The organism is Bacillus sp. FSL K6-1338, assembly GCF_038006965.1.
In the GTDB taxonomy this organism is placed as follows: Bacteria; Bacillota; Bacilli; order Bacillales; family Bacillaceae_G; genus Bacillus_A; species Bacillus_A thuringiensis_S.
Genome location: NZ_JBBOWI010000001.1, coordinates 5,228,667 through 5,245,907 on the forward strand (window position 1 = coordinate 5,228,667; position 17,241 = coordinate 5,245,907).

Consider the following 17,241-nt stretch of genomic DNA (forward strand, 5'->3'; position numbering starts at 1 on the left):
TACAATTCATTTGTTTCGTAATACCATATTTAAAGATATATTAAACATTAAGTTCCACTAAGTTATAAAAGTGAGGGATTCTACGTGGAAAATATAAATGAATTACTTGAGACATTACATTTAGAAAAAAATATTAAACTTGAGGATATTCCAAATGTTGACTTATATGTAGACCAAGTTGTCCAACTATTTGAGAATACTTATGCAGATACAACGAGAACTGATGATGAAAAAGTATTAACAAAAACGATGATTAATAATTACGCAAAAGGGAAACTATTCATCCCTATCAAAAATAAAAAGTATTCAAAAGAGCATATGATTTTAATTAGCCTGATTTACCAATTAAAGGGAGCTCTCTCCATTAACGACATAAAAAGTTCATTAGAAAATATAAATGACTCCTTATTAAACGATGATTCATTTGAATTAAATGCGTTATATAAAAATTATCTTGCTCTTACTGCAAGCAATGTCGAAAACTTTAAACAAGACGTAAATAAACGTGTTACAGAAGTAAATAAGATTTCTTCCTTAGAAGGTACAAAGCTAGAAAAATTTCTACTATTAACATCCTTCGTGACTATGAGTAATATGTATAGACGTTTAGCAGAGCAACTAGTTGATGATTTGAAAAAATCATAAATAAAAAACTATCCACCTATTAAAGTGGATAGTTTTTTATTTACTTAATTGCCTCATGAACTTTTAATTGTTTCCCTTTAATCGTTGTAGTCTTCATGACTTTCAAGACAAGTGGTCCTTTTCCATTTAATATTTCAACGTAAGAAACGTTATCTTGTATCGTAATAATGCCTATATCTTCTGCTGTAACACCTTTAATTTTAGCAATTGTACCGACGAAATCTACCGCTCTAATTTTCTTTTTCTTCCCGCCATTAAAGTACAATTTCATAATGCCTTTGTTTATGTCCGCATTTTTATCTTTCTTAATAATTGGTTTAGCATGTATCTTTTCTTCAAATGCAGCTTTCTCTTTCATAACTTCTTCTTTTGAAGGTCCAATTGCCTTTGGAATTTCAAAACCAATATAATCCTCAATCTCTTCTAAAAATCTATTTTCATATGGTGTTATAAATGTAATAGCTTTTCCACTATTTCCAGCTCGTCCCGTTCTTCCAGTACGATGTACATAGCTTTCTTTTTCAAGTGGAATATCATAATTAATAACATGTGTAATATTATCAATATCAATTCCTCTCGCAGCTACGTCTGTTGCTACTAAATAACGGAATTTTCCTTTTCTAAAATCATCCATGACTTCAAAACGATCTTCTTGTACCATACCACCATGTATTTTGTCACAAGGATAATTAGCTCGTTTTAGCTGTCTATATACATGATCTACATTTTCTTGTGTACGGCAGAAAATAATACAACTATCAGGATTCTCAATCATTGTTACATCTTTAAGTAGTGAAAACTTCTCGTCTTCTATCGCCTCAAAAAGAGTATGTTCAATTTTATCCGTTGTAATCCCAGCTGCTTTAATTTCAATATGAGTTGGTGAATTCATATATGTACGAGACAATTTTTCAACATCTTCTGGAAGTGTTGCTGAAAATAACATTGTCATTCTTTTTGTAGGTAATTCATCAATAATTGCCTCTACTTGATCGATAAAGCCCATATTTAGCATCTCATCTGCTTCATCAATAACTAAATACTTCAAACACTCTAAAGAAAGGGTACCCTTCTCAATATGATCCAATACACGACCAGGAGTCCCAACTACAATGTGTGTCTTTTGCTTTAATTCTAATTTTTGACGTGCAAATGGAGATTTCCCATAAACTGCCGCAGCCTTAATCCTTTTGAATCGACCTATATTTGTAATATCTTCTTTTACCTGCACCGCAAGCTCTCTCGTTGGTGTTAAAACTAATGCTTGTGGTTTATTCTCTTCCCACTCCACCATTTCACAAAGTGGAATACCAAATGAAGCTGTTTTTCCACTTCCAGTCTGAGACTTCACAACAAGATCCTTCTTTTGTAATGCGACTGGAATAACCTCACCTTGTACTTCTGTTGGATGATCATATCCTAACCCAGTAAGTGCCCTTACAATTTCCTTACTTAATTTATAATCAGAAAAACTTTTTTTACTCATATATTAACCTCATTTTATTATGTATTATTTTCTTTTTTATCTTTTGTATACGTTACTATTACCCTACTTATTATACTTGAAACCTTACATAAAAAGGTGGTTCATACCAGATTCCTCTTTTTATATAGAAATAAACCTTATCATTTCATATATTGTTCAACTAATTGATAACATCTTTTTCTCGTATTGTTAGCATTGACTCTTTCATGGTATCCTCCATCCCACTCCAAAAAAATAAAAAGAATACATACAACCTTATATAATTATCTCAATTTTTCAATCTTTACCATAAACGAACAATATAAATAAAAATACATTTTAAATTCGTTTTTAACGTTATTTTTCAGATGTAACATCTAGTTTTTCAAAAAATGTTAAGAAATCCTTTGACTTCTTAATAAAAATAATGTAAATTATCCTATGGACGAACATTTTTGATTAATAAAAATAAAATATTCGTATTTTAGGGGTGTAAATGATGGAAAACGTATTCGACTATGAAGATATTCAATTAATTCCTGCAAAATGTATTGTAAATAGCCGCTCTGAATGTGATACAACTGTCACTTTAGGAAAACATAAATTTAAATTACCTGTCGTGCCTGCAAATATGCAAACGATTATTGATGAAAGAATCGCAACTTATTTAGCTGAAAACAATTACTTCTATATCATGCATCGTTTCCAACCAGAGAAACGAATCTCATTCATTAGAGATATGCAATCACGTGGATTAATCGCTTCTATCAGCGTTGGTGTAAAAGAGGACGAATATGAATTCGTACAACAATTAGCTGCTGAGCAAATTACACCTGAATATATCACGATTGATATCGCACACGGTCATTCTAATGCTGTGATCAACATGATTCAACATATAAAAAAACATTTACCAGAGAGCTTCGTTATCGCTGGAAACGTTGGAACTCCAGAAGCGGTAAGAGAATTAGAAAATGCTGGTGCTGATGCAACAAAAGTTGGTATTGGACCTGGTAAAGTTTGTATTACTAAAATTAAAACAGGCTTCGGAACTGGTGGTTGGCAGCTAGCTGCACTTCGCTGGTGTGCAAAAGCTGCAAGTAAGCCAATTATCGCTGATGGTGGTATTCGTACACACGGCGACGTAGCTAAATCTATTCGATTTGGGGCAACTATGGTCATGATCGGTTCTCTATTCGCTGGTCACGAAGAGTCTCCAGGGGAAACAATCGAAAGAGATGGCAAACTTTATAAAGAATACTTCGGTTCTGCTTCTGAATTCCAAAAGGGTGAGAAGAAAAACGTTGAAGGTAAGAAAATGTTCGTTGAGCATAAAGGTTCTTTAGAAGATACGTTAATCGAAATGGAACAAGATCTTCAATCTTCTATCTCTTACGCTGGCGGAACAAAATTAGATGCTATTCGTACTGTAGATTATGTTGTCGTGAAAAACTCGATTTTCAACGGCGATAAAGTATATTAATTCTTAAATTTAAAAAGAAGGACAAGCATAAAAGTGCTTGTCCTTCTTTTTAATATATAAAAACATAAAATATTTTTATTTTACTGAATTTTCTAGTATCATGTTTTTAAATAGTCTTAATGAGGAGGAGATAGACTTGAAAAATGTAATGGAAAATCGCCTTAATCGCGCAGAGGTGCCTGCTGAACTAACATGGGATTTATCCGATTTGTATAATTCTGATGCCGAATGGCATACCGCATTAAACGTATTAGAAAATGATATACAGAAACTTGATACATTTAAAGGACGTTTACATACCAACTCCACAACTTTATTAAATTGCCTACTTTTAGAAGAAGAGCTTTTAATGAAGTTAACAAAACTGTATTCATATGCAAATTTAAAAGAATCTACTGATCGTACAAATCCAGTTATTCAAGCGAACTCTTCCAAAATTTCTGCTTTATGGACGAAAGTACATACTGCACTATCCTTTATCCATAATGAAATTCTCTCACTTGAAGAAGGAACAATTGAAAAATATTTAACTGACGAAACAAAACTTGAACCTTTCCGTAAGTCGTTACTAGAGATACTCAAAAAAAGGCAGCACACACTCTCTCCTGAAACAGAAGAAGCACTTGCTGCACTTGGCGAAGTTCATAGTTCTCCATACAAAATTTACGGCATGACTAAATTGGCCGATATGGATTTCACTTCTATACAAGACGAACAAGGAAACGAACTCCCTGTTTCATTCTCATTATTTGAAAGCAAATATGAATTTTCTCCAAGCACATATATACGTCGAAAAGCATATTCATCATTTGTTTCCACACTAAAACAATATAAAAATACAATTGCCACAACATATGCTACTGAAGTTAAAAAACAAGTAACACTTTCTCGTTTACGTAAATATGAATCCGTTACCCATATGCTATTAGAACCACAAAGAGTTCCACTTGAAATGTATAACAACCAACTTGATATTATTTATAAAGAATTAGCACCTCATATGCGCCGTTTTGCAGATTTAAAAAAGAAAGTATTAGGACTCGATCAAATGCTTTTCTGCGACTTACATGCACCTTTAGATCCCGAATTTAATCCAGCTATTACTTATGAAGAAGCAGGCACGCTCATTCAAGATTCTTTAAAAGTATTAGGCGATGAATATAGTTCAATAATCCAAAAAGGATTCAAAGAAAGATGGGTAGATCTTGCAGATAACGTAGGCAAATCAACCGGGGCATTTTGCTCAAGTCCATACGGCTCTCATCCCTATATTTTAATTACATGGCAAAATACGATGCGTGGATGCTTCACATTAGCACATGAATTTGGACATGCTGGTCATTTCTATTTAGCAAATAAAAACCAACGTATCATGAACGTACGCCCATCTATGTACTTTGTTGAAGCACCATCAACTATGAATGAATTACTATTAGCTCAGCATTTACTAGCGACTACTGACGATAAGAGAATGCGCAGATGGGTCATTCTACAACTACTCGGCACATATTATCACAACTTTGTTACTCATTTACTTGAGGGTGAATATCAACGTAGGGTATATGCTCTAGCAGAAGAAGGACAGGCCCTTACAGCTACAACTTTAACTGAAATTAAAACAAATGTCCTTTCGACATTCTGGGGAGATTCTGTAGAAATCGATGAAGGTGCGGGCTTAACTTGGATGCGTCAGCCTCATTATTATATGGGTCTATATTCTTACACATATTCCGCAGGCCTCACTACAGCTACTGCAATAGCTCAAATGATTAAAGAGGAAGGACAACCTGCTATTGATCGCTGGTTAGATGTGCTTCGCGCTGGTGGTACAATGAAACCACTTGAACTAATGAAACATGCCGGAGTAGATATGTCAAAATCAGATGCAATCCGTAAAGCTGTTTCTTACGTTGGTTCATTAATTGATGAATTAGAGCATTCTTATCAAGAATAAAAAATAAGCCCTCGCTTTATGAGGGCTTATTTCATATTTACTTCCCAAACCTTTTACGATATCCACATTTCCTACAAAGCTCTTCAACCGCAACTCTTTTTGAAAATCCATCGACAATGTTTGTTGCTCTTTCACCTTCTATAATGTTAGAAAATGAATCATTATTAATATTTCCAAGGTTAATAATCCCTTCACCATCTAAACAACAAGGAATAACCGTCCCATTCGCTAAAATCCCTGCCTGATTACGAAGTCCATGACAGAATCCTTTCCCGTCATCCTCTTCTTCATGTAATGCTGGCCACTGGAATTCATAGTCTTGATTAATAAAGACACGTTCTGCAATTTTTATACCTTTTCCTGGTGTAAGCTTCTCTTCAATCTGATAAGATAGATCAAATTCATTTTCAATTATGGATAATAACTCTCTATTTTTCTGGATTTCAGCATTTGTTTTATTATCCTGAGTTAAATTCCATAACCTTAACGATACAATTAAATCTGATTGACTTGTCGCTTCCCTAATGAAGGAAAGTATACTCCTTACATAGCCCTCTTTATCTTGCGAACCTGGGTGTCCATCAAAACTATGCAGTGAAAAATTCATTTGTCTTAACGCGGGCTTATTTAACAGCCTATGCCTTCTCTTATTAATTAACGTTCCGTTCGTTGTAATATTAACTTTAAACCCTTTTTCATGACTTAAGTCTAATAGCTGATCTATTTTCGGATGGAGCAACGGCTCACCCTTCACGTGCAAATAAATGTAGTCTGTGTGAGGTTTAATTTGGTCTAATCTTTTAGCAAAATCCTCTACAGAAATGAATTGCTTCTGCCTTTCCGTCGGCGGACAAAAGCTACACGCAAGATTACACACACTCGTAATCTCCAAGTAAAACTTCTTAAACTTCTTCACCTTTAATTCCTCACTTCTCTAACTACTTATACTTTTTCCTCTTCATATTACAGCATATTTTTATAGAAATAGAAACATACTTATTTTAGGAAATGTACATACCATCTAATAATGTTTAAAAGACCATCGGTAATTTTTGTCCAATGGTCTTTCCCACTATTAATTATCTTTAACCTCTTTTACATACTCCCATGTTTCACCTTGATCTTTTGATTGATAAAGTATACTACTATTACCATTGTAGTCTCCATCTGCTCCTTGCCCTACTAGCATGTTAAAAACTCCATCCTTCTCATAAGGCATATTAGGAAAATCAAACGGATTTATTGCCTGTCCACTTTCTAGTTTCACTTCATAATTTGTATAGCTCAACTTTTTAAAAGTTATACCCCCATCATCTGTACGGTATAACCTCCCTTCATTTCCAGAGGGTCTGGCTGCCCTTAAAAATCCGAGCTTTTCATTAAAAAAGATGATTCCTGATGCACTACCTACCGCTTCATTGAACGGGTCTTCATTTATAACTCCCCATGTTTCCCCTCCATCAATTGTCTTGCTTAGTGAATAAAAGGTGCTCCCTAATGCTTTATCTGTGACATCTAGTTTATAACCAACTTCTTTTGAAAAGTAAAATTGCTCATTATTATTAGTTAAATTCTTCTTTTTCTTTTTAGAACTACTTTCCTTACTCCAATTTGGGTCACCTAGTAAATTATATCTAGCAGGTACTACCTCTTTCTCTTTTCCAGGGATAAATATAGATACCGTATATTCAATTATTTCGGACTTTGCTTCTTCAAGCTTCTCTAATTTCCCATCTTTATTAATATTAATAATTCCTTCTCTGTTGTAACCCCAGTTCCTTTTCCCATAATAGACCAGCCCATACTTATCTTCATTCCACTTACTTACAGTTTGTTTAACTGGAATGGCTTGAACTGTTTTAATTAAAGGTTTTACTAATTTATCTTCATTATAATCAGCGTTAACATACCCATTTAATCCTACAAAAATATCTTTTGATTTATTTTTATTATAAGATATTAAGTAGCTTTCCTCTTTTCCAGCAGCATTTTTCCCATAAAGAAAAGTATCAAATGATGTAATTGTTCCATCTGATTTAAATTCCAAAGTAAAATCATCCGACATATATAACTTCTTTGGCAAAGTATATTTCTTATTTATATCTTCAAAAATGCCCTCTACACCATACTTATATATATTATCACGCTCAAGTTTAACTGATCTTTCGTTTTTTACGCTTTCTATAAACCATGCTAGTTTACCGCCATAATTCGTTGCACTTTTATAAATTTTTATCCCATAAAAAGACGTTATAAGGATAAGTATTAGAACAGAAATGTATTTCCATCCCTTTACATTTAATAATTTGGATGATTCGCGTTCCCTATTTTTCACAATTTTAATTGTAGTAAATATAATGATAAGTATTAGAAATGCTATAGATAATAACCAAATATAAATATTATTATTCATTCTCCCATACATACATAATAAAGCTAACTCATAACAAAAAATCCAGTATACGATTATTACTAATGGATTTTTTAGTAATGATGCCAATATTTTTTTCATATCTTCCTTAAATATGTTAATCCCCCCTAAGTACATCTAATACTTCTTTTTTCCTATATTGAGTATACTTGATTTCACCAGGCACTTGCATACCCCCATATTTACTGTACATCTTCATTACATATCGGTTAAATCTAAAATAATAAAATGCGTATAAAAAAGCACTCTATCTTGTAAAGATAAGTGCTTTTTTCTTGATTATATTTTTTATTCAATATACAGCCAATAATACTTCATGTTGGTACACAAGGCATGATTAATTTCGGATCAATATTTATGATACAGTTCACCGTAACTAATCTAAATAAGTTTAATTTTTATTATCTTTATAATTAAATTTAACAAAAAAGGTAGTGCCTTCCGATCCTGTTTGAATTTCTATTTTTGCATTATGGCGGGCAGCAATGGCATAACATACACCTAACCCCAATCCAGTTCCATTATCTTTGGTCGTGTAAAATGGCGTACCCAGTTTCTCTAAGACTTCAGGCCTGATACCTTTTCCTTGATCGTGCACTGCAAGCACCACACAATTTTGACCTTCCTTGTAGGTGCTAATGGTTAGAACTTTCCCTGTATTCATCGCTTCTAAGCCATTACGATATAGATTCATTAATAATTGCCGTATCTCATTACGATTTAAAAGTAATTCCGGAATGTCATTTGTATCGACTTGAATATATTTATTTTGATTATACGTATCAATCTTTATTAAAGGGATAATATCGCGGATAATTGAATTTAAATCTAACATCTGCAAATCTAATTTCCTTGTATTACCCATTGAGAGAAATTCAGTAATAATAGAATTGGCACGGTTAAGTTCTTCAATCATTAAATGAAAGTACTTATTATGTTTCTCATAGGTATTCTCTTCTTTTAATAACTGCAAAAATCCTAGTACCGTTGTCATTGGATTTCTAATTTCATGGCTGATACCTGCTGCCATTTGCCCTATTAAATCAATGTTAGATAATCTTTTCAATTCCTGTTCATATTTCTTTTTTTCCGTTATGTTTTTAAAAATACAGCAAATACCATCATCATACGGGTATGCAATAACTTCGTGCCAATATTCATCTGCAGTAGAAAGAAATTCGAAATGAACTGTAGTTCGCTCTGACATCACACGATGAAATTCCTTATACATAACTGTGTCGATGTCACTCGGGAAAACATCCCATATATTCTTTCCTAATACATCTTTTGCTGTTTTTCTTTGCGGAAAATATTGGTGCTTATTTACGTACGTAAATTCCCATTTATTATTTAAAGTAAAGAATCCATCCGTAATACATTCAATCACACTTATAACTTTTTCATTAGCAGCAGCTAGCTCTCCCGTTCGCTCTTTCACTATGCTTTCTAGTTGATCCATATATAACAAATTTGAAAACGTAGGGGCTGTGGCATCAACGATAGATTTTGCTAGTTGAATTTGAGAATTATCGTAATTGTGAGCTTTTCCTTCTTTGCCAACGACGATTACCCCTAATACTTCTCCCACTGAAACCAATGGAATCATCAATAGATCCTTACTATCTATATTTTTTGTTTGAATAACCTCTTGGATCTTGGCTTCATAGCTTTTCTCTGTCCGATCCGCTTCTGTCCAATCACAGCCCTTACTTAATTTCGTTGTTTTAATCGTTGTTTTATCTAGCGGATCTAGAAGATGGGCAGTCATATTTTTACTCTCTAAAATCTGTTCTAAGTAAAAAAAGCATTTATCAAAACTCTCCTGTATCGAAGAACACATTGATAAATCACGGGTAACATTTAGTAACAGCTGCTTCTCAGCAATAAGGTTTTCCTTTTGTGTTAAATTATTTGCGTTTTGAATTGCGACCGCGGCCATATTTACATAAGCTTCAACACTTTGAATTTCTGAATCTGTTAAGTTCATCGGAATCCCATAATCAAATAAAAAAACCAGACCAAATAACTCTTGCCTAAATGAGATAGGCAGAGCTAATAAGGACTTAATTTTAAACGCATCAACTGGTCTCGGATCTGGTCGATGATCCTTTGAGGTATCAGGAATATAGATGGTTTTTTTCGTTTCAATAACTTCTTTTGCCAGTAAGTCTATTTCAGGATCAATTACCTGAGTATCGAGCGTTACGCCATTTATGGTCTCTGGTTTTCCTGCAAACCCTCTAAATGTTCCATCTTCCTGTGGTAAATAAATTCCAACAGCATCGCACCTAACAATCTCCTCCGATATCGCCATTGTCACACGCTGCAATACTTCACGTAGTTCTAATTTCGTATTTATTATTTTTGTTATATTCGCGAGCCTAGAATATCTCGTCTGATCACTTACCATTCACATAGCCTCCAGTTATAGGCATAATAAAATAAATATGATAATATCAGTGTCTTACTTTTATTTTACATAGAATATCTTACTTATGATACGGTTCCCCACGATTAATCCGAAACGCTCTATACACTTGTTCAAGCAATACTAATCGCATTAATTGGTGTGGTAATGTCATCTTTGAAAAAGAAAGTGATTCGTTTGAACGCTTCATCACTTCTGAACTTAGTCCGAGTGATCCACCAATTACAAATGCGACTTTACTCTTTCCGTATGTAGCAAGGCGATCTAGACTTACCGCAAATTCTTCTGATGACTTTTGCTTTCCTTCTATAGCTAATGCAATCACATGCGTGTCATCAGAAATTTTATCCAGTATACGTATACCTTCTTTTTCCTTTACAATTAACATTTCTGCTTCACTTAAATTTTCTGGCGCCTTTTCATCGGGCAATTCAATTACTTCTACTTTTGCGTATGCTGATAATCGTTTTAAGTATTCTGCTATACCTTGTTTCAAATATTTTTCTTTTAATTTCCCAATTGAAATAATCGAGATATTCACACGTATCATCCACCTTACAAACATGTTATCCACAAAACTTATCCACATATCCACAAACACTACCCACATATTGTGTGAGAATCTGTGTTCGATACAACATATGTCGCCTCATTTTGACAAAATTCACATGTTTTTTTCTCTTTTTCTGAGTTATCCACATTGTTGATAACCGGCGCAACTTCACACTCATCCACAATAATATCTAACGCTAATTCAACATGTTCTAAACAACAAGGTAAATTCATTTTCTTCACCTCACTTTTCTACAATAGAAAACAGGAGGTAGGCCCTCCTGTTTTTAATACTTTTGAATGCCTAATTTCACTGTTGTTGTTACTCTTTTTGTACCACGATAAAACGTAAGAGTCATTTTATCATTAATTTCCTTATCATATAAGGCCGTGCGGAATCCAATAATATCGCGAATCGGTTTTCCATCTACTGCCACAATAACATCATGTTCTCTTAAACCAGCATCTGCGCCTGGCGAAGGACTTTTCACATCCAAAATACAAACTCCTTCTGTTACAGTACCTGGTAAATGTAATGTTTTTGACCAATAATAGTTTGGAATTTCATTTAATGACCTAAGTTCAATCCCAACATACGGCCTTCTTACTTTTCCATACTTCTCAAGTTCATTCATAATCGGAACAGCCCTAGTCACCGGAATAGCAAGTCCGATTCCTTCTACTTCTTTTGCAGCAATTTTCATTGAATTAATACCAATTAATTGTCCTGCTGCATTTACAAGCGCACCGCCACTATTCCCCGGATTAATCGCCGCATCCGTTTGTAACACTTCTACTTGCCAATCATAGTGTCCATCTTGATCTAAATCTACAGGGACAATACGTTCATTAGCTGAAATAATACCTTGTGTAACAGTTCCAGAGAATTGCAGTCCGAGTGGATTTCCAATCGCAATGACTGGCTCTCCTCTGCGAACAGTATTAGAATCGCCGATTTCAATTATTTTTTTCACATGCTTTGCATCTATTTCTAATACAGCTAAATCTGTGACTACATCGGTTCCTAATACTTTTCCAGGAACCTTCTTACCGTCACTTAAACTTACTTCAATACGATTCGCTCCAGCTACAACATGATTATTCGTTACAATATAAGCTTGACCATTTGTCTTTTTATAAATTACTCCTGATCCTGTACCAGCCTCTGAATCTGCCTCTGAAAAGTTATCTCGTTGAATGTTAATAACGCCCACAACAGCTTCAGATGCACGGTCAACAGCATCTACAAAGCTAATCTGTTTAATTCCTTGAGCTTCGGCCATATTACTTCCGCTTGCTTCAGCTTGCGGAAGCGTATCAGCAGAATTTGAAAATAAAGGAGCTCCAAACGCAAATAAAGAAGCTCCTACAATTGTTCCCGCTATACTAGAAAGAACTATACCTTTATGCTTCTTTTTCCCTGCACGTTTCATACGATAATTTTCTTCATCAATAAAGGACATATTTGTTCACCCATCTTCCTGAAAACAACTATATTCACCTTTATTGTTTACTAAAATGAAGAATTATACGTATTGAATTTTTGTAGGCATTTTTGGATCTGTATCGTGAATTTCAAAGGATTCACCCACTCCAAATCCTTTTTCCTCTAGTACTTGTGATACTGACATACGAGCTAGTTCTTTCATGTTATTATCTAAGCTTAAATGGGCTAAATAAATATGCTTTGTCTCATCTGTAATTACATCTGCCATTGCTAATGCAGCATCTTCATTACAAACATGCCCAACGTCGCTTAAAATACGTCGTTTAATGCTCCATGGGTAACGTCCCATACGAAGCATTTCCACATCATGATTACTTTCAAATACGAAAGCATTAGCTCCCTTAATAACGCCCTTCATACGGTCGCTTACGTATCCCGTATCTGTAATAAGTGCTAATTTCCTATTATTGTTATGGAAAGCATAAAACATCGGTTCTGCCGCATCATGAGAAACTCCAAATGATTCGACTTCAATATCACCAAATGTTTTCACATCCCCAACTGAGAAAATGAATTTTTGCTCAGTTGGGATATTTCCTATTAAATGTTCCATTGCATTCCATGTTTTCTCATTCGCATAAACGGGTAAATCATATTTACGCGCCAATACACCTAACCCTTTAATATGATCACTATGCTCATGTGTTACAAGAATACCTGATACATCATTTATATTCAGTTCTGCTTGTTTAAATAAAGCCTCTGTCGCTTTACCACTTAAACCTGCATCGACTAGTAATTTTTTTTCATCGGTTCCTACGTATAGCATATTTCCTGTACTTCCACTTGCAAGTACGCTAAAATGCAACCCCATTCTTTCTCACTCCAGTATGTTCATCAACCACTTGATTTTCCTTTTCCCCTAATTCCATAACTTGTCCTTCAATTGCATTCACAAAGAAGTCCTGTTTCTGCTCCGTTTTTAAATTCCACGTTGGAGCAAGTACTTGGTTATTAGAAGTAGATGCGGTAAGAGTGGCATAGCCAATTTGTGCTTCTTTAACATGCGTATTTCCATGAATTTTATTTTTTAAATACAAATTTTCTAAAGCTGTTTGAGCCGTAATAATTTCTTGCTCTTTCGTTTTTTCACCTTCGCCCATTTCTTTTAAATCAGTTAGCATTGTCTGCGTATATGAAACAAGTTCATTTTTTTCATTTAATTCCACAACAATCATCGCCTGATTATTATAGAAAATAGGCTTATCTTTATATTTTTGGAAGAAATAAATTTTAGAGTCTTTCACCGCTCCAAATTCATACTTTTGTCCATCCAATACATAGTTCTTCAAAAATTCATTATACTTATCTTTTGATAATGATTTCGTATTTAAAAAAGGCTCTTTTAGCTTACTTTCTATCTTGTACATATTTTGTATATGCGCCGTTTGATTTTTCAAAGACTGTATATCATCTTCTTTAAAGGCTTTATTTTCCGCTCTAATAAACGACTCTTTTTTCGGTTCCTTAGGGATATTCCCTATAGTAATTTTGTTTGCCTTTAATTCTTGATCTATCTTTGTTTCTGCAATAAGCTCCAATTGATTACTATCTTGCTTTTGAATGAATTGAAAAATGAGAAAGAGGTCCAAAACAAAAAAGGTCACAATAAATATGGTTTTAATCCGATCCCAATCCATTTAGTCCTCCCTCACTCCACTCATAGATTTTCTGTTTACCTGTTTCACCTTCAACAAGCTTTACATACCAAATTGGTTGTAGTCGAACTACTTGTCCATCTAGTGATAACTTGTATCCAATACCAATATCCTTAATTACTTGTTTCTTTATCTCTGGATTATTTTCTAGAGATGCTATTACAACATGCCCCGACGGAAGAGTAACCTTCTGTTCTATGCCTTTAGTATTTAAAGACAGCAACGGTCTTTCATATTCCATTACTTCTTCTGATCCCCATTTTTGTCTCAATTCAGCTAATCCATCTGTATTGAATACGGAATATCCATCTTCATGTAAGCGAAACACTGTCTCTCCTTTATTCATATAGTCCAAACGATATGAATCCAAACTTCCACTGTGACCACTTACGAATTCAAAGCTTTTTTGTAACAGCATTAAATTATCTATCGTTTTCTCAGTTAAGACAGAAGAGTTTTTATACTTTAGCATGTGACGATCGTCTTCAATTTCCATAGATCTAATACCATCTGTAAATGTTTCTTTCGATATCTCAGTAATTGGACTTAAATAACGAGGATCACTAAACAGAGCATTCTTAAACGTATCCACTGCTAAATTAGATGAGATATATGTTATATTGTTTAACTCTGTCGTTCCATCTGGTAAAAATAACTTTTTCATATCATTGATTTGATAATCAAAATAAGGCTTTGCTGATACTATAAATTGATTTTGGGCATTTACAATATCTTTTAAATACACGCCACTTAATTTTGCCTCATATATTTTAAAGTTATCACCATCAGAAACAAAGTTAATTTTAATTTCTTGATCCTTACTTCTAGAAGGATCAAGAAGAATACGATTAAAATGTTTAGGCTTATCTGTACCTTTCTCTTTCATGTTAAACATGGATTTAACTGCATCAAATGGGATATCGGTAGGGAAAACAAGTTCAATTTTCCCTTCACCATGCACATAGGACAGGAAATCACCCTTAGTGATTGATATCTCTCTAAACTCATGTAGTTCCCCTACTTCCAGAGGCTTATAGATTGATTCTATATCTGCCTCTCTTCTGCTCCCATAATGATTTTTATCTTTATGCACGATGATAGAAGTAGGACGGACAACATCGGCAATTTTAGTTTGATTCGTTCCTTCATTGCCCTGTACAAATTTCGCGTTTTGCATGGATGTAGAATCTGGCACATACGTCCATAGGTTAAAAGTAAGAAATAGGCTAATTACGACTAGGTTAATTAAAACTATTGTTTTAAAGTTTTCCATACTCATTCCCAATCGTCCTCTTCATCTGCTGCCATTGGTAACGTGAAATAAATAGTTGTCCCTTTTCCTTCTTCACTCTTCGCCCAAATAGAGCCACCATGTGCCTCAATCATTTCTTTTGCAATTGCTAATCCAAGTCCCGTACCACCCATTTGTCTTGAACGAGCTTTATCTACGCGATAAAAACGTTCAAAGATTTTATCAACGTTTTCTTTTGGAATACCCATTCCTTGGTCACTTACGCTAATTTCTAATAAATCACCGCGATCACGTAAGCGATATGTTACTGTTCCACCTTCTGGTGAATACTTTAATGCGTTAGAAATAATGTTATACAGCACTTGAGTAATTTTGTCAGTATCCATATCAATAAACCTAGATTTTTTAGAGAAAGATCGTTTGAAACTTACATTTTGCTCTTTAGACATTTCAAAGCGATCAATAACATTATTAAAGAAATCAGTAAAGTCGACCCATTCTTTCATTAAACGGTGCTCTGTACTATCAAGTTTAGATAGCTGTAACAACGCATTTACAAGTCTAATCATTCTTTCTGTTTCTTCTTGTGTAACCGTTAAAAATTGTGGTGCAATATTCGGATCCTGCCACGCTCCATCTGTAAGTGCCTCTAAATAACTGCGCATCGTCGTTAATGGCGTCCTTAATTCATGAGAGACATTCGCCACAAACTCACGGCGTTCCCCTTCTATACGCTCCTGCTCTGTTACATCATATAGTACAGCAATTAAGCCATTGGCCTTCCCTGTTTCTTTTTGAATAACAGAGAAACTAGCACGTAAAATATATGGTTCGTTTCTCGTACTAAAATCTAATAACACAGAATCTGGCTCTTCATATAAATGATCGAGCGTAAATTCTTCCTGTATCCCTAATACCTCTAAAACAGATTGATCGAGCGCTGTTTCACGAGAAACATTTAACATCTTTTCCGCAGGGTCATTTAGTAAAATAATATCCCCTTTTCGGTCAGTAGCAATTACTCCATCTGTCATATGTGATAAAACGGATGATAATTTACGCCTTTCACTTTCTGTAGAAGAACGAGCTTGTTGTAATTTTTTTGATAAATTATTGAAGGATAATGCCAGTTGTCCAATTTCATCATGGCTATGCACTTTTACTTTTCTCGAATAATTTCCTTTTGCCATTTCGATTGCTTGTCTCCGCATATCTGAAATTGGTCTTGTAATTGTTTGAGCCAATAAAATCCCAAGTACGGCCGTTACTAATAAGGCAATTACTGTTCCCGTAGCAAAAATTTGATTTATATCCTTCATTTGTTTATATACATCTTCCATAGATGCAACGATGTATATAACACCAAGCGCATCCTTGCCATTATCATCTAGAATCGGAGTAAGCATAACTTGAACACGATGGCCTGTACTACCATCCTTCTCAATTTTCACTTCTGGCTTTTTTTGTACTAACACTCGCTGAACAGCTATATCAGTTGATGTTCTATTCACCTTATTCTGCTTTGATTCATCTGAAATAGCCAATAACTTTCTATGCGAATCAAATACACTTACCTCTTGTATAACTTTCTTTTGATCAGAGGCAAATTTTCGAATAGAAGTTTTAATGGTTTCATCTGTTGACTCTGTTTCTGCTTTTGTATAACTTTTTTTAAACTCTTGTTTCAAGTTATATGATAATAAGTTTGTTTGCTGCGTTAAAGAATCCCTAAAACCTTGTACTAGGCTCTTCTCTAATTCCCTTACGAAATAAACCCCAATAACTTGCATCGCTATTAATATTAATAGCATATATATAAGCACAAATTTTAAATGAATAGATTGAAAAAAACCAACTTTCTTCATA

The 17,241-nt window shown here is 34.1% G+C and carries 14 protein-coding genes; 3 read left to right on the top strand and 11 right to left on the bottom strand.

Features of this window, described 5'->3' with window-relative positions; translation table 11 throughout:
- Positions 1–84: 84 nt before the first annotated feature.
- Complete coding sequence (locus NZ044_RS26860; protein ID WP_000427875.1) at positions 85–645, top strand: DUF1836 domain-containing protein; 561 nt, start codon at positions 85–87, stop codon at positions 643–645.
- A 40-nt stretch (positions 646–685) separates the two neighbouring features.
- Here NZ044_RS26860 and NZ044_RS26865 read toward each other — a convergent pair whose 3' ends face one another.
- Positions 686–2,131, bottom strand: coding sequence for a DEAD/DEAH box helicase (locus NZ044_RS26865; protein WP_000039346.1), 1,446 nt, complete (start codon positions 2,129–2,131; stop codon positions 686–688).
- Between the two features lie 478 nt (positions 2,132–2,609).
- Between NZ044_RS26865 and guaC the strand changes: the two genes are divergently transcribed.
- Positions 2,610–3,593 (top strand): GMP reductase, encoded by a 984-nt coding sequence (gene guaC, locus NZ044_RS26870; RefSeq protein WP_000432438.1) that lies wholly within the window; start codon positions 2,610–2,612, stop codon positions 3,591–3,593.
- Positions 3,594–3,729: 136 nt separating this feature from the next.
- Positions 3,730–5,547 carry an oligoendopeptidase F gene (gene pepF, locus NZ044_RS26875; protein ID WP_000800233.1) on the top strand — a complete coding sequence of 606 codons (1,818 nt, stop codon included), beginning with the start codon at positions 3,730–3,732 and terminating at the stop codon, positions 5,545–5,547.
- Positions 5,548–5,584: 37 nt separating this feature from the next.
- On the opposite strand, the gene NZ044_RS26880 is transcribed toward pepF, so the two are convergent.
- The 10 genes from NZ044_RS26880 to walK form a co-directional block, all read right to left on the bottom strand.
- Positions 5,585–6,463 (bottom strand): radical SAM/SPASM domain-containing protein, encoded by an 879-nt coding sequence (locus tag NZ044_RS26880; protein WP_000713633.1) that lies wholly within the window; start codon positions 6,461–6,463, stop codon positions 5,585–5,587.
- Between the two features lie 159 nt (positions 6,464–6,622).
- Positions 6,623–8,095, bottom strand: coding sequence for a WD40/YVTN/BNR-like repeat-containing protein (locus tag NZ044_RS26885; RefSeq protein ID WP_340950052.1), 1,473 nt, complete (start codon positions 8,093–8,095; stop codon positions 6,623–6,625).
- Positions 8,096–8,369: 274 nt separating this feature from the next.
- Entirely contained in the window at positions 8,370–10,388 is a 2,019-nt protein-coding gene (locus NZ044_RS26890; protein WP_016078232.1) for a GAF domain-containing sensor histidine kinase, read from the bottom strand.
- 79 nt (positions 10,389–10,467) lie between these two features.
- A complete protein-coding gene (gene rlmH / locus NZ044_RS26895) occupies positions 10,468–10,947 on the bottom strand; it encodes a 23S rRNA (pseudouridine(1915)-N(3))-methyltransferase RlmH (protein ID WP_001027003.1) in 480 nt (159 codons plus the stop codon).
- A 59-nt stretch (positions 10,948–11,006) separates the two neighbouring features.
- The gene (locus NZ044_RS26900) at positions 11,007–11,192 is read right to left on the bottom strand and encodes a CxxH/CxxC protein (protein WP_001052827.1); all 186 of its coding nucleotides are present in this window, start codon (positions 11,190–11,192) and stop codon (positions 11,007–11,009) included.
- Between the two features lie 53 nt (positions 11,193–11,245).
- Complete coding sequence (locus NZ044_RS26905; RefSeq protein WP_000008032.1) at positions 11,246–12,421, bottom strand: S1C family serine protease; 1,176 nt, start codon at positions 12,419–12,421, stop codon at positions 11,246–11,248.
- A 63-nt stretch (positions 12,422–12,484) separates the two neighbouring features.
- Complete coding sequence (locus NZ044_RS26910; RefSeq protein WP_000522837.1) at positions 12,485–13,279, bottom strand: MBL fold metallo-hydrolase; 795 nt, start codon at positions 13,277–13,279, stop codon at positions 12,485–12,487.
- Positions 13,263–14,105, bottom strand: coding sequence for a two-component system regulatory protein YycI (locus NZ044_RS26915; RefSeq protein WP_000383719.1), 843 nt, complete (start codon positions 14,103–14,105; stop codon positions 13,263–13,265). The genes NZ044_RS26910 and NZ044_RS26915 overlap by 17 nt, the downstream gene beginning before the upstream one ends.
- Positions 14,086–15,402, bottom strand: coding sequence for a YycH family regulatory protein (locus NZ044_RS26920; RefSeq protein ID WP_000061567.1), 1,317 nt, complete (start codon positions 15,400–15,402; stop codon positions 14,086–14,088). Before NZ044_RS26920 ends, NZ044_RS26915 begins: the two co-directional genes overlap by 20 nt.
- Positions 15,399–17,240 carry a cell wall metabolism sensor histidine kinase WalK gene (gene walK / locus NZ044_RS26925; protein WP_000755366.1) on the bottom strand — a complete coding sequence of 614 codons (1,842 nt, stop codon included), beginning with the start codon at positions 17,238–17,240 and terminating at the stop codon, positions 15,399–15,401. Before walK ends, NZ044_RS26920 begins: the two co-directional genes overlap by 4 nt.
- Between the last annotated feature and the right edge of the window lies 1 nt (position 17,241).

Bases quoted from the DNA above. Each gene is read 5' to 3' on its own strand.
- NZ044_RS26865 (WP_000039346.1), bottom strand. From the start codon at position 2,131: ATGAGTAAAAAAAGTTTTTCTGATTATAAATTAAGTAAGGAAATTGTA.
- guaC (WP_000432438.1), top strand. From the start codon at position 2,610: ATGGAAAACGTATTCGACTATGAAGATATTCAATTAATTCCTGCAAAA.
- NZ044_RS26885 (WP_340950052.1), bottom strand. From the start codon at position 8,095: ATGTACTTAGGGGGGATTAACATATTTAAGGAAGATATGAAAAAAATA.
- NZ044_RS26890 (WP_016078232.1), bottom strand. From the start codon at position 10,388: ATGGTAAGTGATCAGACGAGATATTCTAGGCTCGCGAATATAACAAAA.
- NZ044_RS26900 (WP_001052827.1), bottom strand. From the start codon at position 11,192: ATGAATTTACCTTGTTGTTTAGAACATGTTGAATTAGCGTTAGATATT.
- NZ044_RS26905 (WP_000008032.1), bottom strand. From the start codon at position 12,421: ATGTCCTTTATTGATGAAGAAAATTATCGTATGAAACGTGCAGGGAAA.
- NZ044_RS26910 (WP_000522837.1), bottom strand. From the start codon at position 13,279: ATGGGGTTGCATTTTAGCGTACTTGCAAGTGGAAGTACAGGAAATATG.
- NZ044_RS26915 (WP_000383719.1), bottom strand. From the start codon at position 14,105: ATGGATTGGGATCGGATTAAAACCATATTTATTGTGACCTTTTTTGTT.
- NZ044_RS26920 (WP_000061567.1), bottom strand. From the start codon at position 15,402: ATGAGTATGGAAAACTTTAAAACAATAGTTTTAATTAACCTAGTCGTA.
- walK (WP_000755366.1), bottom strand. From the start codon at position 17,240: ATGAAGAAAGTTGGTTTTTTTCAATCTATTCATTTAAAATTTGTGCTT.